This is a genomic window from Aquiflexum sp. (assembly GCF_041749095.1).
Taxonomy (GTDB): Bacteria; Bacteroidota; Bacteroidia; order Cytophagales; family Cyclobacteriaceae; genus Aquiflexum.
This window is the reverse complement of record NZ_JBGTCA010000489.1, coordinates 1-24,492: the sequence shown is the minus strand read 5'-3', so window position 1 is coordinate 24,492 and position 24,492 is coordinate 1. Positions and strand designations below refer to the sequence as shown.

Annotated in this window: 22 protein-coding genes and 1 pseudogene; 9 read left to right on the top strand and 14 right to left on the bottom strand. The window is 40.3% G+C overall.

Annotated features, from left to right (window positions below):
* Window position 1 precedes the first annotated feature (1 nt).
* From ACEW8O_RS22300 to ACEW8O_RS22285, 4 genes are all read right to left on the bottom strand, one after another.
* A complete protein-coding gene (locus ACEW8O_RS22300; RefSeq protein ID WP_373496842.1) occupies window positions 2–442 on the bottom strand; it encodes a DUF2214 family protein in 441 nt (146 codons plus the stop codon).
* A gap of 207 nt (window positions 443–649) precedes the next feature.
* Window positions 650–3,283, bottom strand: coding sequence for a DNA gyrase/topoisomerase IV subunit A (locus ACEW8O_RS22295; RefSeq protein ID WP_373496841.1), 2,634 nt, complete (start codon window positions 3,281–3,283; stop codon window positions 650–652).
* Between the two features lie 388 nt (window positions 3,284–3,671).
* Window positions 3,672–5,576, bottom strand: a complete 1,905-nt coding sequence (locus ACEW8O_RS22290; protein ID WP_373496840.1) for a DNA topoisomerase IV subunit B — start codon at window positions 5,574–5,576, stop codon at window positions 3,672–3,674.
* A 34-nt stretch (window positions 5,577–5,610) separates the two neighbouring features.
* Window positions 5,611–6,102: a DNA topoisomerase IV gene (locus tag ACEW8O_RS22285; protein ID WP_373496839.1), complete on the bottom strand. Its 492-nt coding sequence runs from the start codon at window positions 6,100–6,102 to the stop codon at window positions 5,611–5,613.
* 123 nt (window positions 6,103–6,225) lie between these two features.
* Here ACEW8O_RS22285 and ACEW8O_RS22280 point away from each other — a divergent pair, with 123 nt between their 5' ends.
* The gene (locus ACEW8O_RS22280) at window positions 6,226–7,476 is read left to right on the top strand and encodes a sterol desaturase family protein (protein WP_373496838.1); all 1,251 of its coding nucleotides are present in this window, start codon (window positions 6,226–6,228) and stop codon (window positions 7,474–7,476) included.
* Window positions 7,469–7,873 (top strand): hypothetical protein, encoded by a 405-nt coding sequence (locus tag ACEW8O_RS22275; RefSeq protein ID WP_373496837.1) that lies wholly within the window; start codon window positions 7,469–7,471, stop codon window positions 7,871–7,873. The genes ACEW8O_RS22280 and ACEW8O_RS22275 overlap by 8 nt, the downstream gene beginning before the upstream one ends.
* Window positions 7,874–8,030: 157 nt before the next feature.
* Here the strand turns inward: ACEW8O_RS22275 and ACEW8O_RS22270 are convergent, their stop codons facing one another.
* On the bottom strand, window positions 8,031–8,960 hold the full coding sequence (locus ACEW8O_RS22270) for an ROK family protein (RefSeq protein WP_373496836.1): 930 nt from the start codon (window positions 8,958–8,960) through the stop codon (window positions 8,031–8,033).
* Window positions 8,961–9,089: 129 nt separating this feature from the next.
* Window positions 9,090–9,290 (bottom strand): hypothetical protein, encoded by a 201-nt coding sequence (locus ACEW8O_RS22265; RefSeq protein WP_373496835.1) that lies wholly within the window; start codon window positions 9,288–9,290, stop codon window positions 9,090–9,092.
* A gap of 107 nt (window positions 9,291–9,397) precedes the next feature.
* On the opposite strand from ACEW8O_RS22265, the gene ACEW8O_RS22260 reads away from it, so the two are divergent.
* Complete coding sequence (locus ACEW8O_RS22260) at window positions 9,398–9,757, top strand: arsenate reductase family protein (protein ID WP_373496834.1); 360 nt, start codon at window positions 9,398–9,400, stop codon at window positions 9,755–9,757.
* On the opposite strand, the gene ACEW8O_RS22255 is transcribed toward ACEW8O_RS22260, so the two are convergent.
* A complete protein-coding gene (locus ACEW8O_RS22255; protein WP_373496833.1) occupies window positions 9,754–10,581 on the bottom strand; it encodes a S1 RNA-binding domain-containing protein in 828 nt (275 codons plus the stop codon). The genes ACEW8O_RS22260 and ACEW8O_RS22255 overlap by 4 nt on opposite strands.
* 264 nt (window positions 10,582–10,845) lie before the next feature.
* On the opposite strand from ACEW8O_RS22255, the gene ACEW8O_RS22250 reads away from it, so the two are divergent.
* The gene (locus ACEW8O_RS22250) at window positions 10,846–11,739 is read left to right on the top strand and encodes a 3-hydroxyacyl-CoA dehydrogenase family protein (RefSeq protein WP_373496832.1); all 894 of its coding nucleotides are present in this window, start codon (window positions 10,846–10,848) and stop codon (window positions 11,737–11,739) included.
* Window positions 11,740–11,899: 160 nt separating this feature from the next.
* Window positions 11,900–12,517: a deoxynucleoside kinase gene (locus ACEW8O_RS22245; RefSeq protein WP_373496831.1), complete on the top strand. Its 618-nt coding sequence runs from the start codon at window positions 11,900–11,902 to the stop codon at window positions 12,515–12,517.
* A 14-nt stretch (window positions 12,518–12,531) separates the two neighbouring features.
* On the opposite strand, the gene ACEW8O_RS22240 is transcribed toward ACEW8O_RS22245, so the two are convergent.
* Genes ACEW8O_RS22240 through ACEW8O_RS22230 form a run of 3 tightly spaced genes read right to left on the bottom strand, consistent with a single transcriptional unit; the run spans window position 12,532 to window position 13,802 of the window.
* Window positions 12,532–13,176 (bottom strand): hypothetical protein, encoded by a 645-nt coding sequence (locus ACEW8O_RS22240; protein WP_373496830.1) that lies wholly within the window; start codon window positions 13,174–13,176, stop codon window positions 12,532–12,534.
* A gap of 9 nt (window positions 13,177–13,185) precedes the next feature.
* Window positions 13,186–13,647 (bottom strand): DUF2452 domain-containing protein, encoded by a 462-nt coding sequence (locus ACEW8O_RS22235; protein ID WP_373496829.1) that lies wholly within the window; start codon window positions 13,645–13,647, stop codon window positions 13,186–13,188.
* A complete protein-coding gene (locus tag ACEW8O_RS22230) occupies window positions 13,644–13,802 on the bottom strand; it encodes a hypothetical protein (RefSeq protein WP_373496828.1) in 159 nt (52 codons plus the stop codon). The genes ACEW8O_RS22235 and ACEW8O_RS22230 overlap by 4 nt, the downstream gene beginning before the upstream one ends.
* Window positions 13,803–14,040: 238 nt before the next feature.
* Between ACEW8O_RS22230 and ACEW8O_RS22225 the strand changes: the two genes are divergently transcribed.
* The 3 genes from ACEW8O_RS22225 (at window position 14,041) to ggt (ending at window position 18,546) form a co-directional block, all read left to right on the top strand.
* The gene (locus tag ACEW8O_RS22225) at window positions 14,041–14,373 is read left to right on the top strand and encodes an Hpt domain-containing protein (protein WP_373496827.1); all 333 of its coding nucleotides are present in this window, start codon (window positions 14,041–14,043) and stop codon (window positions 14,371–14,373) included.
* 101 nt (window positions 14,374–14,474) lie between these two features.
* Window positions 14,475–16,838, top strand: a complete 2,364-nt coding sequence (locus ACEW8O_RS22220) for a prolyl oligopeptidase family serine peptidase (RefSeq protein ID WP_373496826.1) — start codon at window positions 14,475–14,477, stop codon at window positions 16,836–16,838.
* 1 nt (window position 16,839) lies between these two features.
* Window positions 16,840–18,546, top strand: a complete 1,707-nt coding sequence (ggt, locus tag ACEW8O_RS22215) for a gamma-glutamyltransferase (protein ID WP_373496825.1) — start codon at window positions 16,840–16,842, stop codon at window positions 18,544–18,546.
* A 3-nt stretch (window positions 18,547–18,549) separates the two neighbouring features.
* On the opposite strand, the gene ACEW8O_RS22210 is transcribed toward ggt, so the two are convergent.
* Window positions 18,550–19,935 carry an NAD-dependent epimerase/dehydratase family protein gene (locus ACEW8O_RS22210; protein ID WP_373496824.1) on the bottom strand — a complete coding sequence of 462 codons (1,386 nt, stop codon included), beginning with the start codon at window positions 19,933–19,935 and terminating at the stop codon, window positions 18,550–18,552.
* On the bottom strand, window positions 19,936–21,192 hold the full coding sequence (locus ACEW8O_RS22205) for an NAD(P)/FAD-dependent oxidoreductase (RefSeq protein WP_373496823.1): 1,257 nt from the start codon (window positions 21,190–21,192) through the stop codon (window positions 19,936–19,938).
* 155 nt (window positions 21,193–21,347) lie between these two features.
* On the opposite strand from ACEW8O_RS22205, the gene ACEW8O_RS22200 reads away from it, so the two are divergent.
* Complete coding sequence (locus ACEW8O_RS22200) at window positions 21,348–22,574, top strand: serine hydrolase domain-containing protein (RefSeq protein WP_373496822.1); 1,227 nt, start codon at window positions 21,348–21,350, stop codon at window positions 22,572–22,574.
* A gap of 771 nt (window positions 22,575–23,345) precedes the next feature.
* Here the strand turns inward: ACEW8O_RS22200 and ACEW8O_RS22195 are convergent.
* Window positions 23,346–24,338: a bile acid:sodium symporter family protein gene (locus ACEW8O_RS22195; protein WP_373496821.1), complete on the bottom strand. Its 993-nt coding sequence runs from the start codon at window positions 24,336–24,338 to the stop codon at window positions 23,346–23,348.
* Between the two features lie 3 nt (window positions 24,339–24,341).
* Window positions 24,342–24,492, bottom strand: a pseudogene (locus ACEW8O_RS22190) (RNA methyltransferase); the annotation flags it as partial.

Sequence of the window (24,492 nt, the reverse complement as noted above, 5' to 3'; positions counted from 1 at the left end):
CTTAAAACCCAATCCCCTTTGCCATCATTCCTGCCAAAAACGGAATAATCAACAATAACAGCAGCTCAAAGCGCAACATCCAGAAAATCGATTTTGGGACGGTAAGGATTTCATTGGGATCTCCTTTTCGGTTTTTGATAAAATAGACTGTCGGATAAATGGATAATAGACCTAGGATGACAATCAAGGCCAATTTGGTGTGGAATACCGGATTAATACTGTAAAACTCCGTCGGCTTACCATAGCCCCCAAGCCAAAGGGTCAACCCTGCCGCCAAAAGCACCAAAACCGCCAAACCATAAACCCCATCTACTTTGGCCAAGCGTTTGATTTCTGCCCGTGTCAAGGTCTTCTTCAATAACAAATGTTCAGCTACGAGCGAACCCACTATGGCAAAAATGCTGATGAAGTGGACATATCGGAGGAGGATTTCGAGGGGCATGGAGGTTGATTTTGTTGTGATGGGAGGATCGATGTTTGGGATGGAAGACGGAAGACCGAAGACGGAAGTACGCATGGATCTCAGAAACTTCGCTTCACTCCTATCCCGAATCGTTTTCGGTCTCAATATCTACTCAGCGTTTACTATTTCAATAATATTTCTATTTTATTTCAAATATATTTCCATTGTATTTCAAACCAAGAAAACCTAAAACAATCCCAACTGATCTTTATCCTTATCCTCATCTTCTTTTTTGATCTTGAATTCTACAGTAGAGCCTATTTCTAAGTCTTCATCTGTATCGGGGGAATCTCCTTCAGAAGTTGTGGATTCTTCCTCGGTATTTTCAGGTTCTGCTTGAATGAGATTGATTTCGATGATTTGATGAGAGGAGAGTTTATTCCCGATGGCTTTCCAACCTTTGACATCAATCAGCATATCCAAATCATATTCCTGTTCTTCTTTTTCCTTGCCTTTTTGCAACAAGACTTTAACTTGTGGCTGTTTTTCGGAAGAAACAAGTTTCAGGTAGGATTGCTTATGGTCTGAGATAATGTTGAATTTCTTGTTGACAGACGTCGTTTCGATCAGAAAACGTTTTACAAAGAAAGTCTTGCCCGCTCCATCATAATAAATGGCTGAAAAGACTTTCTCAGGGTCAAATTTCTCAATCAATTGTACATTACCCGCTTCATAGCGGTTGGTCAATTCAAAAGTGGTCAGTTCATAATCTCCGTTCTTATAGAAAACCACGATCCTGTCCTCACCCAGAAAATTCCCGATCTTTTTACCTCTTTGATCTGTATTGAGTCTTCCAATAGATGGGTCAAAATATATATCAAGTCCACCTAGCGTGGAAACCCCTTCCATCTTCAATTGAATCTTTCGGACCGGATACCTGGTCAAAATATTTCCCCCTGCATTTCTTCCCTTGATTTCAATGGTGCTGAAATCAAAATCAAATACCTTTATCCGGGCTTTGGCACCCTGTGTTAGGTAAACAGTGACAATCTCTGCTTCTCCATTTGGATTGGCTGTCAGGTAAAGTGTTTTGGAACCTTTTGTGCCCTTGGTCAGGTCATATTCCCGGTCCCGGGTGACTGCCAAAACCTGGAACCTTTTCACCATGGCTTTTCCTGACCCTCCATCGAGATAAATCAGGTTGTAAACCATCCTCTCATCGCCTTTCCGAAACACCGCCACATGCAGGATGTCTTTGCCCACAAAGCCCTTTTCCTGGATTCTGGTCACTACGCAAACACCATCCTTACGAATCACAATGATGTCATCCAAATCAGAACAGTCGCAGACAAATTCGTCTTTCTTTAATCCGTAACCCACAAATCCATCAGCCCTGTTTACATACAGTTTGGCATTATTTGCAGCCACTACAGTCGCTTCTATGGTATCAAATGCCCTGATTTCGGTTTTCCGTTCCCGACCTTTGCCATATTTATCCAAAAGATTCTGATAATATTTGATGGAATAATCTGTCAGGTGCTTCAGATTGTAATTGACCTCTTTCAGTTCTTCCTGAAGCCTACGCATCAGTTCATCAGCCTTGAATGCATCAAACTTGGAGATTCTTTTGATTTTGATTTCTGTCAGCCGGACAATGTCTTCTGTAGTAATTTCCCTGTAAAATTCAGGCTTGAAAGGCTCCAAACCTTTGTCTATCGTCTGGATTACAGCTTCCCACGTTTCGCACTCCTCAATATCCCTGTATATTCTGTTTTCAATAAAGATCTTTTCCAGGGAAGAGAAAAGGAGTTTTTCCATCAGTTCTCCTTTGCGGATTTCAAGTTCTCTTTTGAGAAGTTCTTTGGTCTGCTTGGTATTGTATTGCAGGATATCATTGACAGAAAGGAAGACAGGCTTATCCTGAATAATCACACAGGCGTTTGGTGAAATGCTGACTTCGCAGTCCGTAAATGCATAAAGTGCATCTATGGTCATATCCGGGGATTGTCCCGGTGCCAATTGAATCTGTATCTCTACATCCTTGGCGGTATTGTCTACCACCTTTTTGATTTTGATCTTGCCTTTGTCATTGGCTTTGATGATGGATTCAATCAAAGAATTGGTAGTTGTTCCGTAAGGTATATCTTTGATCAACAGTGTTTTATTATCCTCTTCCTCAATCCTTGCCCGAACCTTGACACGTCCACCTCTTTGGCCTTCATTGTACTCCGAAAAATCGGCAAGTCCTCCTGTGGGGAAATCCGGCAAGAGATAAGGCCTCTCTCCTTTCAGTATTTGAATCGAGCCTTCTATAAGTTCAATGAAGTTGTGGGGAAGGATTTTTGTGGATAATCCCACAGCAATTCCCTCTACGCCTTGGGCAAGCAATAATGGGAATTTGACCGGTAAAGTAATGGGTTCCCTTTTCCTGCCATCATAGGACAACTGCCATTCTGTAGTCTGTGGATTGAAGACCACCTCTAAGGCAAATTTAGAAAGTCTTGCTTCAATATAACGTGAAGCAGCCGCACCGTCACCGGTTCGGATATCCCCCCAATTGCCTTGGGTCTCTATCAACAATTCTTTTTGTCCGAGGTTTACTATGGCATCACCTATGGAGGCGTCTCCATGCGGATGGTATTGCATGGATTGACCGATGATATTGGCCACTTTATTGAAGCGGCCATCATCCATTTCTTTCATGGCATGAAGAATCCTGCGCTGCACGGGTTTCAGACCATCCTCAATGGCAGGTACTGCCCTTTCCAAAATCACATAGGAAGCATAATCCAAAAACCAATCTTTGTACATTCCCGTTACCGGGAGAGATTCGTGCAGGCTTTCATCATTTTCTTCCGGGGTATTGTTATTTTCGCTCATTTAATGTTGATGTTATTTGGTTATCCCCTTTCTTGCAATTAAGGTTTGTTCTTGGAAATAGTTGGAAGTTGGGAAGTCCGATGAAAGGAATTTTTGTCATGCTTTACCAAATTTAAACTAGGTTAGTTATCATGCCTTCGCTGATCAAATTCTTTAATAGGAAGTAATCATATAATTTCATTTAAAGTGAAATAATGGTAAAAATTTCACTATTTGTGAAATACAAATCAATTCATCGATCAGACTACTTTCCTCGCAATTGGGTGTATTAGACCTGTCAGGTTTTTAAAACCTGACAGGTCTCTCTTTGCTTCGAGGTTTTAATCATCTTTAAAGTTAAAGACCTTCGAGGTTTGAAAAAAACCTCAAAGGTCTGCTTTCAAAGGTCTTATGCTGCCTCACTTTCCTCCTCAGCCACAGCTTGGTTGACGCTTGGGTCATCGTGGACGATATCCTTTTCTATTTTAAGGTTGTCAATAATAAAAACCTGACGGTCGGGTGTGTTTTTTCCCATATAGAAACTTAACAGGTCCGCAATTTTGGTTTCCTTCCTAAGAATAATGGGATCTAAGCGTATCTCCTCGCCAATGAACTTACCGAATTCTCCAGGTGAAATTTCACCCAAACCTTTGAATCGGGTGATTTCGGCAGTTTTACCGAGTTTGTGTATGGCCCGTTGCCGTTCTTCGTCTGTGTAGCAGTAGATGGTCTCTTTTTTATTCCTTACCCTGAAGAGCGGGGTATCCAAAATAAACAGGTGACCGTTTTTTACCAAATCAGGGAAAAACTGAAGAAAGTAAGTCATAATCAGCAAGCGGATATGCATCCCATCCACATCAGCATCCGTGGCAATCACTATTTTTCTGTACCGTAGATTTTCAATTCCATCCTCGATATTCAGGGCATGCTGTAGCAGGTTAAATTCCTCATTTTCATAGACCACCTTTTTGGTCATGCCGTAGCAGTTCAGGGGTTTTCCTCTTAGAGAAAAAACTGCCTGGGTCTGCACATCCCTTGATTTGGTGATGGAACCTGAGGCTGAATCACCTTCAGTAAGAAAAAGCATGGTCTGATTCCTCGCTTCTTCATTGGCTTTGGGGTCATCATAATGTACCCTGCAATCACGGAGTTTCTTATTATGAAGATTGGCTTTTTTGGCCCTTTCGTTGGCCAATTTTTTGATTCCTGAGATTTCCTTCCTTTCTCTTTCTGATTGCAGTATGCGTTTGAGCAAGGCATCTGCGGTTGCGGGATTTTTGTGCAGGTAATTGTCGAGTGCAGTTTTGACAAAATCATTGACAAAGGTTCTCAGTGTCGGACCATCAGGCCCGATACTTTGCGAACCCAATTTGGTTTTGGTCTGGGATTCGAAAACAGGTTCCTGGACACGTACAGCAATGGCCGCAACCACACTTTGGCGGATATCCGAAGCATCATAATCCTTTTTATAAAATTCCCTGATCGTTTTGACAATCGCTTCCCTGAAGGCTGCCAAATGAGTTCCCCCCTGAGTGGTAAACTGACCGTTGACAAAGGAATAGTATTCTTCCCCGTATTGGTTGCTATGGGTCATGGACATTTCTATATCAGTCCCTTTGAGATGAATGATGGGGTAACGGGTACTGTCTTCATCCACTTTCCGCATTAAAAGGTCATACAAGCCTCTTTCTGAGAAAAACTTCTTTCCATTATAATTAATAGTCAGTCCTGAATTGAGGAAGGCATAATTCCAGATTTGGTTTTCCAGGTATTCTGGTATGAAATGATAGTTTTTGAATACGGAAGCATCCGGGGTGAAAATGATTTTTGTGCCGTTTCTTTCAGAGGATTTTTCAACTTTTCTATCATCCTTCAAAATCCCTTTTTCGAATTCCGCAACTTTGGTCTCACCGTCCCTATAAGATTGAACCTTAAAAAAATCAGAAAGGGCATTGACAGCTTTGGTACCCACACCGTTTAGTCCTACTGATTTCTGGAAAGCTCCTGAGTCATATTTTCCGCCTGTATTGATTTTGGAAACACAGTCTATCACTTTACCCAAAGGAATCCCCCTGCCATAATCCCTCACTTCTACTCTATGTTCAGAAATTTTGATGTCAATCGTGCGGCCATAGCCCATCATGTGTTCATCGATACTGTTGTCAAGCACTTCCTTGACCAAGACATATATCCCATCATCTTGTGCACTGCCATCACCAAGTTTCCCAATATACATCCCCGGCCTCAGCCTGATATGTTCTCTCCAATCCAAAGACTTGATGCTGTCCTCGTTATACTGAACGTTTTCTGCCATGTATTTAAGTAATGATTTAAGGTATAATAGCTAATTAATTTGACTGCAAGGATTTGAATTTTTGGAACAAAATCCAAAACAGTCCAACAATCCAAACTACAAAAAATACAGGGATTAAGTAAAAGAAAAAGTTGAAATCTCCCGAACTTATTTCATTTTGGTTGTTGATGCTGTGCACAAATATGCACAAGATGCTAAGTGAAATATTTATGATCCCAACAAAGCTGTAAATCCATGTCAATATATAATCCCTATAAACATCACCGACAGGAAAAATCTTACTAAGATTTTTAGTGCTTTGATTTTCAATTAGTTTACCTGGAGTAATTAGAATTATATTTAATACTACAAACAGAATTATTACGGCATAGAAAAAAGTGTTCTTGGAAATAATCTTGGATAATCCTTCCTGACTGTCAATTTCATAGACCACTAGGTCAGGCAAAGCAGCATAGGTGTAGAGAAAAACGAAGATAAAAATGAGGACTGATAAGAAATGAAATACTTTTCCGAATCGATAATACATAGATGACTTGATTTTGGGCGCTAATATAAAAATTAATGCCTAGCATTTCTGAAACTGTTTTTTTCCTTTTTTGGTTTTTATCCATAGCTTTCAAATGTTAAAACCCAATTAGCTGATTGTAAGATGAATTTGAGTCCGGTCGTCATTGCCATTCCGATGTATTTTATCCTGATGGGGATAGAATTGCTTGTTTTGAGATTCCAGAAAAACCCGAGTTACAGACTGAATGATGCGATTACCAATATCAATTGTGGGGTAATTTCGCAGGTAACAGGAGTATTTCTTAAAGTTCTCTCCATAGGGGTTTATACTTTTCTCTTTGAAAAATTCGCTTTTTTCCAGATCCCCAATAACATTTGGACTTTCTTTATCCTGTTCTTTTTGTATGATTTCTGTTACTATTGGGCACATAGGAAAAGTCATGAGGTCAATCTTTTTTGGGGTGGTCATGTAGTTCACCATTCCTCTGAAGAATACAACCTATCAGTCGCTTTAAGGCAAAGTTCTACCCAGACCATCTGGACCTTTATGTTTTACCTTCCACTGGCATTTATCGGTTTTGACCCCATATTCCTTGTATTGGTTTCAGGACTGAACCTTCTGTACCAGTTTTGGATACATACAGAAGTAATCGGAAAAATGGGCTTTCTGGAAAAATTCATGAACACCCCCTCACATCACAGGGTGCATCATGGAAGAAACCCAAAATACATTGATAAAAACCATGGGGGAACATTTATCATTTTTGACAAATGGTTTGGGACATTTCAGGAGGAGGAAGAAAGACCAACCTATGGTATCACCACTCCTGTCAACAGTTGGAACCCTGTGTGGGTTAATATTGCCCATTATGCCAATATGAAACAGGAAATGTCCATGATCAAAAATTGGAAGGATAAAATGAGGTATTTGATCAATAAACCGGGATGGCTGCCTGAAGATCTTGGAGGATATAGATCTGTAAAAGATGTCGGGCCTGATCATAGAAAATTTGATACAGTGGTTCCCCAACCTTTGAATTATTATGTTTTCTTCCAATACGTGGTGCTAATGGGATTGACTGCTTTTTTCCTTTTCAATCTGGATAAAATTGATGCAGCCACCAAAGTCGGGTTATCATTTTTGATTATTTGGACCACAGTAAGTTTCTCAGGAATTTTTGAGCAAAACAAATGGTATCATTTGCAGGAGATCGTACGTGTGGCGGTTTTTACAACTGCTATATGGTTTGTTCTCATCGGTTTGTTACCGGAAAATATATCCATGATTATACTATCCGCTTATGCATTTGTGTCCTACATTTGGCTTTGGTTTAATACGGGCACAGTAAAAAAATTCCAGACTGCTGTCAACAAAACTCCCCAGAATGTATAAAAATCCATTAAAGGCCATTGGATTACTGATTATTGTAATTCAGTTGTTTTCTTGTTCAAGAAAAGTTGAATTGGCAAATATTGATCTTGAAAATTGGAAAAATGACCGGAACGGATGTTTAGGTCTTAGAATGGACGATTTGGAAGATTTTAGAGCGATAAAAAATGACCTTTTGGGAAAAGACAATCAGGCTTTGATCAAAACTTTCGGAAGACCTGACAAAGTGGAGTTGGCCGATCGTAGCCAATCATTCTTTATTTATTTTTTGGAACCGGGCCCCTCATGCATCAATAAAGACAAATCAGGTGAACCCCTCAAAGCCATTTTCAGGTTAAACGCCATCAGCCGGGTCAGCGAGGTAACGATCAGTAAGCTTGAACCTGGGAATTTGAGGTGAAAGGATAGATGTGAGACATGAGACGCCTGTCCGCTGTGGCGGATGAGATTTGAGACAAAAGAACCAAGAAACAAGAGAGAAGCGAGATGCGAGAACCGAGATGCGAGATGGGATCTAAATCTTAAATCTAAAATCTAAAATCTTAAATCCAATCCTCCTACTCCTCATCCATAAAACACAACGCCGCAGCACCTAGTGTACCTGCATCATTTCTAAGGGTGGCTTTCTTGAGATTGAGATCTTTTACGTAATAGGGTGTAAGGTATTGTCTTACTGTTTTGTCCATGGAAGGCATCATAAATTCCAAACCTGCCGAAATACCTCCTCCGAAATATACGTCTGTCACATCCAATACGCGGATGACAGAAACAATGGCTTCTCCTAAAATTCTACCAACTTCCTCAAAAACCATCAAAGATACCTCATTACCTGCCTGTGCGGTATCTACCAATAGATGTGTTCCCAATTCCTTGTTTTCAAGGTCTCCTGCCAACCTGGGATAAGCCTGAATAAACCTTTCTGTTATTTTGAGTATGCCGTTTCTGCCTACCAGTTTTTCGAGTCCTTCATTTCCCCTTGACAACATGTGCCCCATTTCCATTGCATTACCTCTGGCACCTTTAAAAATCTCACCATCCAGCACAAAAGCACTTCCTATGCCTGTCCCCATGGTAATGAATAGAAAATTTTCGGGTGGGTTGTTTTTTCCATATCTATATTCTCCGATAGCGGCCGCAGCAGCATCATTCTCCAAATAAAAGGAAATCCCGGGATACATTTTTTTTAATTCCCCTTTCAGGTTAAACCCGTTGAGACCTGGTATAGCCGGAATTTCCAAAGTAGTGGTTCTGTCTTTGGATATAAGACCCGGAAGACCAATTCCCACTTTTTTTACTTCCGGGTATTTCTTCAGGATGTCTGCCATCCCTTCTGTAAACCTGACATTGAATCCTTTTGGGTCATCCCTATAAGGTGCCGTATCAATCTTATCAAATGAAACGATTTCTCCTTGCTTGTTTACCAGTCCGATTTTTAAGTGGGTTCCACCGACATCGACACCCAAAAAATGCTCTTGCTCTTTATCCATGGTTATTTCTTCAATAGGTTCAAGGCACTAAAATAGTAAAGAGATTGGTTTACTTCCTAAAATCTTTTTCAAAGTCTTGAAATATCCCGAACACTGCAGGACAAACCAAAGTGTTTTGCAAAGTTAAATTCAAATTCCCATGAATGTTTTTTCTATTGGTGGGGGATATTCTTTACAGTTCTTGTGCCTTTCTTCATATACCAGGCAGGTATTGTCAATATTCAAAAAAGGGCGGGGAGAACTGTTTAAAACAAAATCCCCATCTTCATCTCTATGAAGATGATTATTATATTCTGTATTACTCAGATATTTGAAATTTTCTAAATACATGTATTCAATAATTAAAACTTTACTAAAGTAAAGGTAATATTATACGATTATATATTTTGTTTTTAAATCATAAAAGCTTATATTAATCTCCCCTATCTCGCACGACTATGAAGATGCATCCAAATGAACTGTTCTTTTATTACAATCCCTCTCACAATGTGGATAAACAGATGAGGGCCTATGCCCAAACTGTGGCAAAGCACATCAATGAAATCAATATAGAAAAAGAAAGAATTACGATGACCGGGTGGAGGTCAATATTGGTCAAATTAAATCTCCGCCCCAAGGACCTTCTCAACCGTGCACATCCCGATTACCAAAATAAAATTGCCGGTAGATCTTGGGACGAAGAAGGTTGGCTGAACATTCTGATCAGAAATCCCCATTTACTAAAAGCACCCATTGCCATCAAAAGAGAAAAAGCGGTGCTTTGTACCACTCCTAATGAAATATTAAAATTGGACTAAACGAGTTCAATACCATCAGGCTTTATCAATATTTTTTTGGCTTTGTACAGTTGACTAATAGACTGTTTGAAGTGCTTTTTACTCATTCCCAGTAACTCTTTGATAGATTCAGGGGATGATTTATCATGAAGGGGCAAAAATTTCCGGATTTTTAAAACTTCCAGAATTTTTTCAGCCCCTTCTTCATATTTTACCCTTCCTGTCGGTAGAAGCTGCAGATCCAATTTACCATCATCTCTCCGCTTTTTGATAAATACATTGATCTTATCCCCATTCTTAATATTTTGGAATACCTCATTTTTATATAAAAGTCCTTCAAAGTTATCCTCTATCAGTATCTTAAAACCAAGATCAGTCTCATCGAAAACCAAGGCTTCTACTTCCTGCCCTACCTCAAAACCTTGTGTATCCTTGATCAGAAAGTCCTCATATTTGGAAACCCCAATCAATCTATCTGTTCTAAAATCACGGCAAACTCTTACCAGATATTTTCCACCGACTACCATATTTTTTCCCATTTCAGCCGTTGGGACAAAAAGGTCTTTGGGAAGTCCCCAATCTACAAATGCACCGAATTTCGTGATTTCTTTGGCTTCCATCACCGCAAATTCATCCAACAATGCCACCGGTCTGTTGGTAACAGCCACGGGCCGGTCTTCGCTGTCAGTATAAACAAAAACTTCAATCTCCTCACCTTCTTTCTCTTCTCCTTTCAGATAACTTTTCGGCAAAAGTACCTCCCCACCTTCTTGAAGTGCCAGGTATGCACCGTTTGGAGTAAACCTATTGATTAAAAGACTGTTGACAATTCCTAATTCTTTCATGTCCCAAAGTTAACCCTACATTGTCATATTTCAAGGAATAAATAATCCTGTTGGGTCTAAAACAACAAAATCCAAAAAACATGAAATTAAAATCTCATGATAATGAAAATGACAAGATAGGCTTAACCAAATTATGCCATCAGGAATTGGATTTACTTCTTAATCAAAGTAGATTTGGGCATAAGATCAAAAGAAAATGCTGTCCTTCATAAGGACATTTTTTCACAGAATCAGTTAAGTTATTGAATATAAACCCATCTATACATGAATAATATTGCAGTAATCGGCTCCGGCACCATGGGCAACGGTATAGCCCATGTTTTTGCACAGTTTGGATATCAGGTTTTCCTGATTGATATCGATCAGTCAGCACTTGACAAGGCTAGGGCGACCATTTCCAAAAATCTCGATAGGCAGGTTTCCAAAGGTTCTTTATCAGAAGAGGACAAAGCAAAATCTCTGGACAAAATCAAAACAATTACAGTCTTGTCTGAGGGTGTAAAAAATGCTGATTTGGTAGTGGAAGCTGCAACTGAAAACATTTCGATCAAATTGGATCTGTTCAGAGAATTAGATGAACTATGTCCTGAAAAAACAATATTGGCTACCAACACCTCCTCAATTTCCATCACCAAGATCGGTGCAGTCACCAAAAGACCTGACAAAGTGATCGGTATGCATTTTATGAATCCTGTTCCTGTCATGAAGTTAGTGGAAGTAATCAGAGGTTATGCCACCTCAGATGAAATCACCCGTCAGGTAATGGACCTGGCTAAAAAACTCGGAAAAGTGCCGGTTGAAGTCAATGATTATCCGGGGTTTGTGGCCAATAGGATATTGATGCCTATGATCAACGAAGCCATATACACCTTATATGAAGGAGTGGCAGGGATTGAAGAAATCAATACTGTGATGAAGTTGGGTATGGCACATCCAATGGGGCCATTACAATTGGCTGATTTTATAGGCCTGGATGTCTGTCTTTCGATTTTGAGGGTATTACACGATGGCTTTGGCAATCCCAAATATGCCCCATGTCCTCTATTGGTCAATATGGTAGAAGCAGGATATAAAGGAGCCAAAACCGGTGAAGGTTTTTATAAATACACTGCAGGAAGCAAAGAGTTGAAAATCTCAGAAAGATTCGAAAAAAATTAAAAAAAAAATTAAGCAAAGATGCCAGCAAAGTGGTAATTCAATAAAATTCTTGCCTGGAGACTAAAATGTCATCTTCGGTCTTCCGACTTCTGTCTTCCGTCATGTCTGTATTAGAATATTGGGTTACTGGCAAAGAAGCGGATAACTATTAGAACACAATATGCACATAGCGGTTTCAGGAAATATCGGTAGTGGAAAAACTACCCTGACCATCAAATTGGCCAAACATTATGGATGGAATGCGGAATTGGAAGCAGTCGAAAACAATCCCTATTTGGCGGATTTCTATGAAGACATGAAGCGATGGTCTTTCCACCTTCAGGTTTATTTTTTGAACAGCCGTTTCAATCAGATCAAAAGAATAAGAGACGCAGGTCTATCAGTGGTTCAGGACAGAACCATCTATGAGGATGCCTACATCTTTGCCGCCAACCTTTACAAATCCAGTTTGATTTCAGAAAGGGATTATGAGAATTATCTCAACCTTTTCCATTCCATGATCAATTTTGTGAAAGCTCCTGACCTTTTGATCTATCTTAAAGCTGACATTCCAAAACTTGTCGGCCAGATCGAAAAAAGAGGAAGGCACTACGAAAATGCCATCAGAATCGACTATCTCAAAAATCTCAACAGTCATTATGAAGACTGGATCGGTGGATATGACAAGGGTAAACTTCTGATCATTGATGTCAATCAGATGGACTTTGTGGAGCATCAGGAAGATTTTGCATCTATAGTACAAAGAGTGGATAGGGAAATTTATGGTCTGTTCTCCTAATTTGTCAAAAGTGATTATTGAACTTTTCTTGAAATCCAATTGAGGATGGCTTTCTGATATTCCTCTTTTGGGTTCAGCAACAGGTCATCAATTTTTTTGAGGCTGCCCCCGATCATGATGTTTTCATATTCGGGGATGCGGATCAATTTGTATCCATGTAGCCTGGAAACCAGGTCATATTGAGCGTCATTATAAGCATTGAGTTTCCAACCTGATGAACCATTGCCTGAAAGGTCGCCGGGCTCCTCGCTTTTTCCGAAAATCTTGGAAGCAATAGGTGGACCTTTCCATATCCGGTCCTGAAGACCTGCTTTGATACATTCCTTTTCAAATGTCCTGCAAAGTCTTTTGTAACTGTCTGTCCAGGGAAATGAAAAAGTTGAATAAAGGTCGGTTTTTAGTGTGGATATCCTATATCTGTTAAAATGGACTGCATCATCATATACAAATAAATACCTGTTAATTTTGAAATCAAATTTCAAATGTTCCAAGACAGGTTTTTGGCCCTTACCCTCTAACGACTCAAATACAGTATTCAAAAAAGTTTCGCCCTTACCTTTTAAGTAGTCTGAATTTACCGCAAGATGGAAATCAACATCAAGTGGCAAATCTGACTGATGCAGGATATCTAAAAGATGCTGGACTTTGATCTGATGCATTGGGACAAATTAATCACCTTTTCTGACAATCTCCCAAGTATGGTCGGCCAATAATTTGACCTCAGCAATAAATTTCGAAAAGCTTTTCTTTCTCCCCCATTCTTCAGGAGCTATCAAACTTAAAAAATCTGTTTCATCTTCCTTTTCATACAAAAAATAATGGTGGTTGATCAATGGTTCAAAACCCATTGATGTTTTGTAAATACGCTCGGAAACTTCTACACGCTTTTGAATAATTTTCGCCTGATCTGCCAATAGCTGCATCTGTTGATAGATTTGGGCCATTTGCATATCAGTTTGAGAATGCATGGCCGCTACAGCCCTGCCTGTAATTTTCCCCTTGTCTTCAGGTTTGATGATCGCACTGCCACTTTGATGGGCATAAGGTAAAAGACTTGGAATGTCCGTTGTCTTTTCCTTCATTTTATCAAGGTCAATTTTATCTATATCAATTCTCTGCTTTTTTGTCATTGCTTTTTAAGGGAATCGGATGGGGCGATTCTTTCTTTGAGATTACCTTTGGAACCGGGAAAAGTTGTTTTTTTTGACATATCCAAACCTATCCATGCCATGGCAATTGCAAATAGAATCGCCAAAACCAAAAATATAATTTTATTTTTTTTCATATATTTCAACAATAGAAACCTACTTTTGCAGTCGGTTGTTTCGAATATCAAAATTAAACCAATCTTTTGAATTTCGAAGTTAGAAATCCTATTTTGACCAAACCGGAAAAAGTGCATTCAATGCGTAAAATCGCCACTTTTGTAAGGTTTTTAAAAAAAAAAGTCGAAATTAGTTTTTTTAATTTTGAAATACATAAATTTGAATATTATATACAAAAATCAGATATACAAATATTTTATGTATCAGCTTATTAGCCCACAGACTATTTTTCAGTATTTTGGCGATGACGACAAGGAAATGCTGCAGGAAATGATCCAAATCATATTGGATTCAAATCTTCAGGATTTAAAAAACATGGAAGACCTCTATGCTTCCAATGACTGGGGCATGATCAAGAAAAGGTGTCACAAAGCCAAACCTAGCATGAGCTATATCGGGGCTATACAGACACGGAAAATTCTGGAATCCATTGAATCCGATCTTGAGACTTCCCAGGATAAATTCTCCGAACTGAAAGAACATATTGAAATTATTGAAAAAGAGCTTCAGACATTTCTTGAATCTCTGTAATCAAAACTATTTTTTAACCTCTCCCCATTTTTTCGCTTTAATATCCAGACTTTATCCAAGATATTTGGTATTGTCCATTTTCTAAAAATTCACCTTTGGTTATGAAAAAGCGCTTTCTCTTACCATTTATCCTGTTGTTAGTATTTCAGATTTCTCTATTCGGTCAGGAAACTTTGACCGTAGAGAAAATCATGCAGGATCCTATCTGGATGGGGAAATCCCCTTCCAATATCCAATGGGATGAAAAGGGACAAACCATCTACTTTATGTACAGGGCTGATAATGATCCCGCTGATTCCCTGCATAAAATCACACTTGGCAAAAACGAACAACCTGTAAAAGTATCTGTCAAAGAGCAAAGAGACCGGGTACCTTTACACGCCAAGACGAACCTGGCCAAAACAAAAAAAATATATGCCAAAAACGGCGAGATTTTTATCTATGATATTGCCTCAGAGACCAAAAACAGCCTGATCAAATTTGGGGATAGAATTTCAAACCCTACATTTTTGGCCAATGAAAACAGATTTGCTTTTGAATCATCCAATAACCTGTATGTATTGGACATCAGCTCAGGGAAACTTCAAAAAGTAACTTCTATCCATTCAGGATCAAAACCACAGGAAAAAGAAGATAAATCAGAAGAAAGAGAAAAATGGCTAAAAGATGATAACCTTTCCCTGCTTTCTGTGATCAAAGAAAGGGAGGATAAAAAAGAAAGAACAAAATCCTATACTGAAGCCATTAAAGAGAAAGAGTCTTTTTCGTTTTATCTAAAAGGCAAATCATTGGCAAATCTCCAATTGTCCCCTGATGAGAAATATGCCACCATGCTGTTTTTTTCCAGACCGGATAACAAAAGAACCAATGTTCCGGATTACACAGATGCTTCAGGGTATACTGTAAACCTTCCTGCGAGGACGAAAGTTGGTGATGAACCTACCACTGTAGAATTGGCTATTTACGACCTGAAAAAAGATACAGTCTATTTTATTTCCACCAAAAATCTTCCCGGAATCATGGATTTGCCTGATTATGTCAAAGATTACCCTGATAAAGAATGGGAGGAAAAAGAAAGAACTGTTTCGCTTTCAGCACCGGTATTTTCAAATGATGGTAAAAATGCTGTGGTCAATATCCGGTCCGCTGATAACAAAGACAGGTGGATTGCCCTGATTGACCTAAAGTCAGGAGAATTGAAAACATTGGATAGACAAAGAGATGAGGCCTGGATCGGCGGTCCGGGAATGGGTTGGGGCTTTGGAGGCGGAACTTTTGGTTGGCTTCCTGACAACAAACATATTCACTTCCAATCAGAGGAAACGGGGTATTCACATCTTTATATTTTGGATGTCACTTCTGGAAATAAAAGCGCTTTGACCTCCGGTCAGTTTGAGGTTTTTGATCCCTCAATCTCCAAAAATGGCAAATATTGGTACTTTACAAGTTCTGAAGTCCATCCCGGTGAAAGACATTTTTATATGATGTCATTGATGGGTGGCAGAATAGAAAAACTGACCTCAATGACCGGAAACAATAATGTTTCCCTATCACCTGATGAAAAAAACATGGCCATCCTGTATTCATACAGTGATAAGCCATGGGAATTATACCTTCAACCAAACACCCCAAAATCACAACCCAGACAATTGACCTCTGGTCAAAGCGAGGCATTTAAATCATATAATTGGAGAGATCCCGAGTTGATCACATTTCAGGCTTCTGATGGAGAGTTGGTTCCTGCAAGATTATATGTTCCCGAGTCAGGAAAGAAAAATGGGGCTGCTGTGATATTTGTTCATGGTGCAGGCTATCTCCAAAATGTCCATAAATGGTGGTCTAGTTATTTTCGGGAATACATGTTCCATAATTTGCTCACCGACCTAGGATATACTGTTTTGGATATAGATTATAGAGGAAGTGCAGGCTATGGCAGGGATTGGAGAACAGGTATTTACAGACACATGGGCGGAAAAGACCTTTCCGATCAGGTGGACGGAGCAAAATACATGGTTGACAACCTTGGGGTCAATCCGGAGAAAATAGGAATTTACGGAGGAAGTTATGGCGGATTCATCACCTTGATGGCACTATTCAATGCCCCTGAGGTATTCAAGTCCGGCGCAGCATTAAGATCTGTGACTGATTGGGCGCACTATAACCATGGCTATACGGCAAATATCCTCAATGAACCTTTCAATGACCCAATTGCCTATAGAAGATCCTCCCCTATCTATTTTGTCGAAGGTTTTAAAGGCAATCTCTTGATAGCCCATGGGATGGTGGATGTCAACGTTCATTTTCAGGATGTGGTCCGCCTGGCACAAAGGCTGATAGAACTGGGAAAGGACAATTGGGAAATGGCTGTTTATCCTGTTGAAGACCACGGTTTTGTGGAGCCAAGCAGTTGGACAGATGAATACAAACGGATATTGAAACTCTTCAACGAAACCCTAATCGATTGATATGATGATCAGAAACCTGTTCACCGCCGTCACGTTTTTTACGCTGGTTTTTCTTGGAAGCTGTAATTCTTCCGGGCAATTCAACAATGAAGGAAGAGGTCTGATTGCCGAAAAGGCAATGGTTGTTTCGGCCAGAGAAGAAGCCTCCAAAATCGGATTGTTAATGATGCAACAAGGAGGTAATGCATTTGATGCCATGGTTGCTACTGAGTTGGCACTGGCGGTCGCCTATCCATTTGCCGGCAATTTGGGCGGTGGGGGATTTATGGTGTATAGGTTGGCTGATGGAACAAGTGGGTCAATAGACTACAGGGAAAAAGCCCCTTTAGCTGCTCACAGGGATATGTACCTAGACGAAGACGGTGAGGTAATCCCCGGCCTGAGCACCTTGGGTGCATTGGCTGTTGGTGTACCCGGTACAATCGCCGGTGTGTTTGAAGTCCACCGAAAATTGGGTTCTTTGCCAATTGAAGTTATTTTGGCACCGGTAATAGATTTGGCCGAAAGAGGCGTGATTGTGACCGAAAAGCAAGCGCAAAGATTGGCAGGTAACAGGGAATCTATTGTGAAAGTCAGTGGGGATCAAACATTGTTTGCAACAGTATTTATAGAAAATGACACCATCAAATATCCTGAATTGGCTGAGACTTTGAAACGGATTTCAAAAAATGGCAGAGATGATTTTTACAAGGGTGAAACGGCTGAAAGGTTGGTCAGTTTTCTTCAAGAAAAAGGAGGGATCATTTCGATGGAAGATTTGGCTGCTTATGAAGCCAAGTGGCGGGATCCAATCCACTTTTCCTACAAAGACATAACCATCATTTCTATGGCACCTCCAAGTAGTGGGGGCGTTACTTTGGCGCAGATTTTAGGAATGTTGGAAGATTTTGACCTAAATTCAATGCCTCATAATTCACAGGAATATATTCAATTGTTAACCGAAGCTGAAAGAAGGGCCTATGCTGATAGAAATTATTTTTTGGGAGATCCTGATTTTGTGGCGGTACCTATGGAGACCTTGTTGGACAAAGACTATCTAAAAGACCGTATTTCCGATTTCAAAATAAATCAAGCGACACTTTCTTCTGACGTCTCCCATGGGTTTATCCAATTTATGGAAAGTGACGAAACGACCCATTATTCCATTGTTGATCAGTTCGGAAATGCAACAGCAGTTACTACCACGCTGAATGGGGCTTATGGTTCCAAATTATATTGTGATGACCTGGGGTTTTTCCTGAACAATGAAATGGATGATTTCAGTGCCAAAACAGGTGTGCCCAATATGTTTGGGCTGATAGGTGCTGATGCCAATGCGATTGCTCCCGGAAAACGAATGCTCAGTTCCATGACTCCGACCATTGTGGAGAAAAACGGGGAATTGCTTATGATTGTCGGAACTCCGGGAGGTTCTACAATCATTACCTCTGTCTTACAGACGATTCTCAATGTAGCAGAATTTGATATGACCATGCAAGAGGCCGTAGATGCCCCTCGATTCCATCACCAATGGCTACCGGATCATATCAATTTTGAACCGGAAGGCTTCTCCAAAGAAACGCTGAAGGCTCTTAAACTCAAAGGATACAATATTAATGAGGGTTACACACCGATATTAGGTAAAGTGGATGCCATCCTGGTTTTGCCCAACGGAAAGTTAGAGGGAGGTGCCGATCGAAGAGGTGATGATAAAGCTGTTGGCTTTTAAAAATCAAAACCCTTTATATTTTTCCAAATAATCCCTAAACCTGTTCATTACCCAAAGGTGTATTCTTGCTTGGGTATTGATGTAAACCAACCATGGCAATCTGGGTACAAATTCGTGGATCGCAGATATCATATACCTGCCGTTCATTACTTCCCTGAATTCCAGCCATCCATAGTCAAATCTCTTCACGAGATATCCTCCTGTGATATAAAACAACTGACGCTTGATATCACTTCTGTCAGGAATCCAGGTCAGTTGCAGCATGGGTTTAGTTTCATTCAGCATAAAAAAACCAATATCCCCTCTTTCATTTTTTTTGACTTTGATCAGAAATCTGAAAAAAGTCGGTAGCCAGACTTTGTACCTATTGGCTACCCAAAGTGCACTTTTATGCCGGGTATTTGGCATGCGCTGAATACTACGTACCGTATTTCTGACATCTCTTTCATTTTTGAATTTTGGTAATTTGGGGAGTTTGTTTTCAGGATTCAAAGCTTCCTCCACACTTTCTGTAAATGATAGATAATCTATTTCTTTTTCCTTGAATCTAAGGTCTTCCGAAAGGGTGAGGGTATGCTTCAGACTTTCGACCAAAGGCGATACAAGTTTCATCGGTGTTTCGCCAAAAAATGAAACCCAGAGTTTGGAAAGGCCAACAGAAAAAACCGGTACTGAGAAAATCCAACGCTTTTTCCCCATCACCCTGGCAGTTTCCTCTAACATCCCTTTGTAGGTGAGAATCTCCGGACTGCCGATCTCGATGGATTTCCCGAAGACGTCCGGGTTTCCCAAACAAACATCCATAATGGTCATCGTGTCCCTAAGTGAAATTGCCTGAGTCTGCGATGTGGTCCATTTGGGACACATCAAGGCCGGCAGTTTTCTGACAAGATTTCGGACCATCTCAAATGATGAACCGCCTGGACCCACGATGATACCTGCCCTCAAAGCGGTCACAGGCACTCCTTTACTTCCCAAGGTCTTCTCTACTTCAAGTCTGCTTCTCAAGTGTATGGAGATTTTTTCCTCTGACACTTCTTTGGGAAGTATTCCACCTAAGTATAATATCTGCTTGATTTTATTGGCCTCGGCTGCCCTGGCAAAATTATCTGCCAACAATAAGTCTGTATCTTCAAAACTCCCCTGATTGAGTCTTGTAAGAGAACCCATAGAGTGAATCAGATATATGACATAATCCACACCTTGAAGAGCCTCAATAGTTGACGTGATCGAAAACAATTCAACTTTGCGCCACTCCACATCAGGATCGGGATTTTGAATGGCGTCTCTCCTGCTCAATGCAATGATCTTGTATTTATCCTTGAAATGGTGGATAAACCATCTCCCGATATAACCTCCCGCTCCGGCAATTGCTATTGTCTTTTTCAATTAATATGTGGGTTGACTACTTAAAATAACAGCTTCTGCGGCCTTTCGACCGGATGTCATTGCTGCGTTGATTGATCCATTCAGCAAATAATCACCGGATAAAAATACTCCATCATAAATCTTTGCTTGACTTGAGTGGATGCTGGATTTCATGTCTTCAATCTGGGGGAGCGCATTTTCAATCTCATAGGATTTTTCAAATTTAAAATGTTCGGATTTGATATTGGTTAGTGCTTCCAGTTCTATTGTGACCATTTTTTCAAGTTTATCATCCATTGTCACCGGTTTGGTGATGGTGACAGATAAAAGCGCTCTACCGGATTTTGAGTAGGACTTACTTACATCTGTCAGAAACACAAGGTTATTCACCAAAAATTGTTTGTCTGTAACCAAACCTATCATGGGACGTGCAAAAAAAGATTTTTCCAAACTGAAATACAAATTGACTACTTTTCGGGAGGGTTTGAACTCCCCTTTGATTTGCGGAAGAAATTTGTCCGGTTGCGTGGCGATGATAATTTTATCCGCGTGAATCCTTTCTCCTGTAGACAATTCAATAAGATTTCCATCTATTGTTTTTACAGGGGTATTGAGTCTGAATATGGTTTTGGTCAATTTCCTTTTCAACTGATCCGGTATGGCCTGCATGCCATTCTCCGGTACTGCTGCTTGTCCCAAAGAGAACATTTTGAAAACAAAATTGAACATCCTGGAAGATGTTTCCAGTTCATTCTCAAGAAAAATACCTTTGAAAAAGGGCATAAAGAAGTTTTCAATAATTTTCTCAGAAAACCCATAATCTCTCAAAAACTGCAAAGTTGTCTTGTTTGGTTCATTGAAAATCTCCTCCTCGGTTTTGCTTTTCAAAGATCGGGTCAGTTTAAACATTCTGATTTTATCCATAAAAGTACCCACATTTGAAAAAGCCATACTGACTATTTTTAAGGGATTGCGTAAGGGGTCATGAATGGCAAACAAGTTTCCCGGCCTGATAATAATGGCTCCGGGATCGAATTTTTGGAGTTTCAATGACTCATAATCCAAATACCTTTGTGCTTCTGGGTAAGCGGTCAATAGAACCTGAAATCCCCGATCAAAAATAAACCCATCCTGATAATCAGATCTTAATCTTCCCCCTACCGATTTTTCGGATTCCAAAATAACTGGGCTAAATCCCGCCTTCTCAAGCTCATAAGCAGCAACAAGACCTGAGATACCGGCTCCGATGATATATATTTCCATTTCTGTGTTTACCATAACCGTTATCTAAAAGACCATTTTCAATCCAAATTGTTTATTTACCCAATTTAGGTTTTTCTTTTATACCGTTTAAAGTTTTATTCATCGAATACTGTAATACTTGAGTAATTCTTCTATTACATGGACTATTTTGCATGATAAACTCAAATTCCATGAACATTTTCAAGATCAGTTTTTTCCTCATATTCTTCAGTCTTTCAATAGACGCCAATTCCCAATCTGTCTATTTTCCACCATTCGGAGATTGGCAACAAAAAAGTCCTGCTGAGTTGAAAGTGGATGGTGAAAAAATACAGTCTGCCATCGATTTTGCAATAAGAGAGGAAAGTGATGCGGATAAAAATATGAAAATTGCACATTATCAAAGTGCATTTGGGAGAGAACCTTTTGGATTCCCGGTAGGCCCTATGAAAGACCGTGGTGAGGCTGCGGGCCTGATTGTTTATAAAGGATACATTATCGGAAAATGGGGAGACCCAAATCGGGTTGACCTTACTTTCAGTGTGGCCAAGAGCATTTTGTCCACTACGGTTGGACTAGCAGTTGACCAAGGTTTAATCAAAAGTGAAAAGGATCTGGTATATCCCTATATCGGTCCCATTATTCCTTATGACACCCAAAGGGCAATGATGAATAAATCCGATCACCTGATGGAAGAAGATGTCTTTGACCTGTTTGGAACCCCTCACAATCAAAAAATCACTTGGGAACATTTATTAAGACAAACATCGGATTGGGAAGGGACACTTTGGGGAAAGCCTGATTGGGCTGACCGACCGCAGGGTTATTCTGAAGATTGGCTGACCAGGGAAAGACATGAACCCGGAACAGTTTACAAATACAATGACACCAGAGTGAATGTTTTGGCATTGGCCGCTTTGAATGTCTGGAGAAAACCACTCCCACAGGTTCTCAGAGAGCAGGTTATGGATAAAATCGGTGCCAGCCCTACCTGGAGATGGACCGGTTATGAAAATTCTTATATTGTACTGGATGGGCATATCGTTCAATCAGTCAGTGGGGGTTCTCATTGGGGAGGAGGCATGTTTATCAATGCCTATGACCAGGCGAGATTTGGTTATTTGACTTTAAGGAATGGAAATTGGGACGGACAGCAGGTCATTTCCGAAGAATGGATAAAAAAATCCCGCACACCTACTCCTGTTCAGACCAATTATGGATTTATGAATTATTTTCTGAACACCGATAAAAAGGAAATCCCCGCAGCTCCGGAATCCGCCTTTTTTCATTTGGGAGCCGGAACCAACATGGTGTATGTAGACGAAGAAAATGACCTGGTCATCGTAGCCCGCTGGATCAAAAATGACCAGAAGGCAGAGTTGGTGAGGTTGGTGTTGGAGAGTTTGCCGAGGAGGTAGATAGCAGGGTTGGAAGTTGTGGAGTTGTAGGATTGTAAGTTTTTAAAATTGAAAAATTTTAAAATTAAAACTTGTCTAGCGTGCCAGATTAAAAGGTTATTGAGTGATTTCTTCAATCTAAAATCTCACTTCTTGGCTCTTGGTAATATCGTCCGTACCTACGGTACTTTGGTGACCCGATATCAATTCAAACCCGGCAATAAATTACCGGGCTATAATTTCGGTCATGCCTACGGCATTTTTCGCAGCCCGCATATCATTTCTCTTCTCTCGCTTCTTGGTTCTTAACTCTTGCCTCTTGTTAATTTCGTCCGTACCTACGGTACTTTGGTGACCCGATATCGATTCAATCCAGGCAATAAATTACCGGGTTAAAATTTCGGTCATGCCTAAGGCATTTTTCCATCCCGTATCTCGCTTCTCGCTTCTCGCCTCTTGGTTCTTGGTTAAATCTTCCGTACCTACGGTACTTTTGTGACTCGATATCAATCCAATCCCGGCAATAAATTACAGGGCTATAATTTTGGTCATGCCCGCCCGGATGACCAGTCGGACGGGCCTACGGCATTTACCTTCCAAAATCTAAAATCTACCTTCTCCCCTCATATAAAGAGATTGCCACGTCGCACGAAGGACTATTCAATATACCAAAGTTTTCCAAGTGCTCCTCGCAATGACGCCACCACCTCTATCCCTTATCCTTCAAACTCACCTCTCGTTTCTCGTCTCTCGCTTCTTATCTCTTGTTTCTCAAATCTCAAATCTCACATCTCACATCTCACGTCTCTTTTCCCCCAACCTCTGCGCAATAGCCGAACCGGCCATCAACTGTAGAGAATGGTACACCATCAAGGGCAGAAGGATCACACCAAAGACAACCGGGTCGGGAAACATCACTCTGCCCATGACGGCGCCTTGGACAAGGGATTTTTTGCTGCCACAGAATACCAATGTAATCATATCTTCTCTGGAAAAACTTAAAAACCTGGAAATCATGTACATCAATCCCATCATCAAAAAGAAAAATCCCAACATTAATATTCCCAACCAAACCAATTCCCCTGCGCTATGCCCCTCGAACATATTGCCGGCAAATGACTCGGCAAATGCAGTGAAAACAATCAATAATATAATTGCCTGATCAAAGTTTTTGAGGGCTGCCTGATGCCTGTTGACAAATTTAATCAGATAGGGATGGACAAACAATCCAATGATTACAGGCAACAAAACCTGAAGACTCAGTTTGATAAAGGTATCTGTCAGGTCAAATCCCACTGCGGATTCCGGCAATATCAAATCCATCCAAAGCGGTGTGATGAATATCCCTACCATACTGGATATACTGGCATTGAAAATAGCTGCAGGAAGATTACCTCCTGCAATACTGACCATCACCACTGAGGAAGAAACAGTAGATGGCAATGCTGCCAAATAAATAGTACCCAACCACAGATAACTATCTTCACTGCCCAAAACGGCATATAGGGCCAGGATAATCAATGGAAAAATCAAAAATGTGGTCGATTGGACCATAAGATGTAATTTCCAACTGGAAAGGCCCTCTCTTAATTTTTGTGGGCTAAGCTTGACCCCATAAAAAAAGAAAATAAGGGATATACCGGCACCTGTTATGGTTTTAAGGGGTAATGGACTTTCTGCTGTCCCCCAATCAGGAAAGAATTTTGCCAGAAAAATCATCCCGACCAGCAAAAAGAAAAATGTATTCAAGCCGGCCCTTTTCAATGTTTGTCTAAACTTGGACATGATTTAAAGTGGCTTTTGGGAGTTGATAAAAGACTGTCTTCTGACATTATCACAAATTATGGCAGTGGCTACAGCTACATTGAGGGACTCAGCATTGCCGAATCTTGGAATTGTGATTTTCTGATTTACCACATCTTCCAACTCGGGAGAAATC

Excerpts from the sequence above, each read along its gene's own strand:
- ACEW8O_RS22300 (WP_373496842.1), bottom strand. The coding sequence starts at position 442 with ATGCCCCTCGAAATCCTCCTCCGATATGTCCACTTCATCAGCATTTTT.
- ACEW8O_RS22295 (WP_373496841.1), bottom strand. The coding sequence starts at position 3,283 with ATGAGCGAAAATAACAATACCCCGGAAGAAAATGATGAAAGCCTGCAC.
- ACEW8O_RS22290 (WP_373496840.1), bottom strand. The coding sequence starts at position 5,576 with ATGGCAGAAAACGTTCAGTATAACGAGGACAGCATCAAGTCTTTGGAT.
- ACEW8O_RS22285 (WP_373496839.1), bottom strand. The coding sequence starts at position 6,102 with ATGTATTATCGATTCGGAAAAGTATTTCATTTCTTATCAGTCCTCATT.
- ACEW8O_RS22280 (WP_373496838.1), top strand. The coding sequence starts at position 6,226 with ATGAATTTGAGTCCGGTCGTCATTGCCATTCCGATGTATTTTATCCTG.
- ACEW8O_RS22275 (WP_373496837.1), top strand. The coding sequence starts at position 7,469 with ATGTATAAAAATCCATTAAAGGCCATTGGATTACTGATTATTGTAATT.
- ACEW8O_RS22270 (WP_373496836.1), bottom strand. The coding sequence starts at position 8,960 with ATGGATAAAGAGCAAGAGCATTTTTTGGGTGTCGATGTCGGTGGAACC.
- ACEW8O_RS22265 (WP_373496835.1), bottom strand. The coding sequence starts at position 9,290 with ATGTATTTAGAAAATTTCAAATATCTGAGTAATACAGAATATAATAAT.
- ACEW8O_RS22260 (WP_373496834.1), top strand. The coding sequence starts at position 9,398 with ATGAAGATGCATCCAAATGAACTGTTCTTTTATTACAATCCCTCTCAC.
- ACEW8O_RS22255 (WP_373496833.1), bottom strand. The coding sequence starts at position 10,581 with ATGAAAGAATTAGGAATTGTCAACAGTCTTTTAATCAATAGGTTTACT.
- ACEW8O_RS22250 (WP_373496832.1), top strand. The coding sequence starts at position 10,846 with ATGAATAATATTGCAGTAATCGGCTCCGGCACCATGGGCAACGGTATA.
- ACEW8O_RS22245 (WP_373496831.1), top strand. The coding sequence starts at position 11,900 with ATGCACATAGCGGTTTCAGGAAATATCGGTAGTGGAAAAACTACCCTG.
- ACEW8O_RS22240 (WP_373496830.1), bottom strand. The coding sequence starts at position 13,176 with ATGCATCAGATCAAAGTCCAGCATCTTTTAGATATCCTGCATCAGTCA.
- ACEW8O_RS22235 (WP_373496829.1), bottom strand. The coding sequence starts at position 13,647 with ATGACAAAAAAGCAGAGAATTGATATAGATAAAATTGACCTTGATAAA.
- ACEW8O_RS22230 (WP_373496828.1), bottom strand. The coding sequence starts at position 13,802 with ATGAAAAAAAATAAAATTATATTTTTGGTTTTGGCGATTCTATTTGCA.
- ACEW8O_RS22225 (WP_373496827.1), top strand. The coding sequence starts at position 14,041 with ATGTATCAGCTTATTAGCCCACAGACTATTTTTCAGTATTTTGGCGAT.
- ACEW8O_RS22220 (WP_373496826.1), top strand. The coding sequence starts at position 14,475 with ATGAAAAAGCGCTTTCTCTTACCATTTATCCTGTTGTTAGTATTTCAG.
- ggt (WP_373496825.1), top strand. The coding sequence starts at position 16,840 with ATGATGATCAGAAACCTGTTCACCGCCGTCACGTTTTTTACGCTGGTT.
- ACEW8O_RS22205 (WP_373496823.1), bottom strand. The coding sequence starts at position 21,192 with ATGGTAAACACAGAAATGGAAATATATATCATCGGAGCCGGTATCTCA.
- ACEW8O_RS22200 (WP_373496822.1), top strand. The coding sequence starts at position 21,348 with ATGAACATTTTCAAGATCAGTTTTTTCCTCATATTCTTCAGTCTTTCA.
- ACEW8O_RS22195 (WP_373496821.1), bottom strand. The coding sequence starts at position 24,338 with ATGTCCAAGTTTAGACAAACATTGAAAAGGGCCGGCTTGAATACATTT.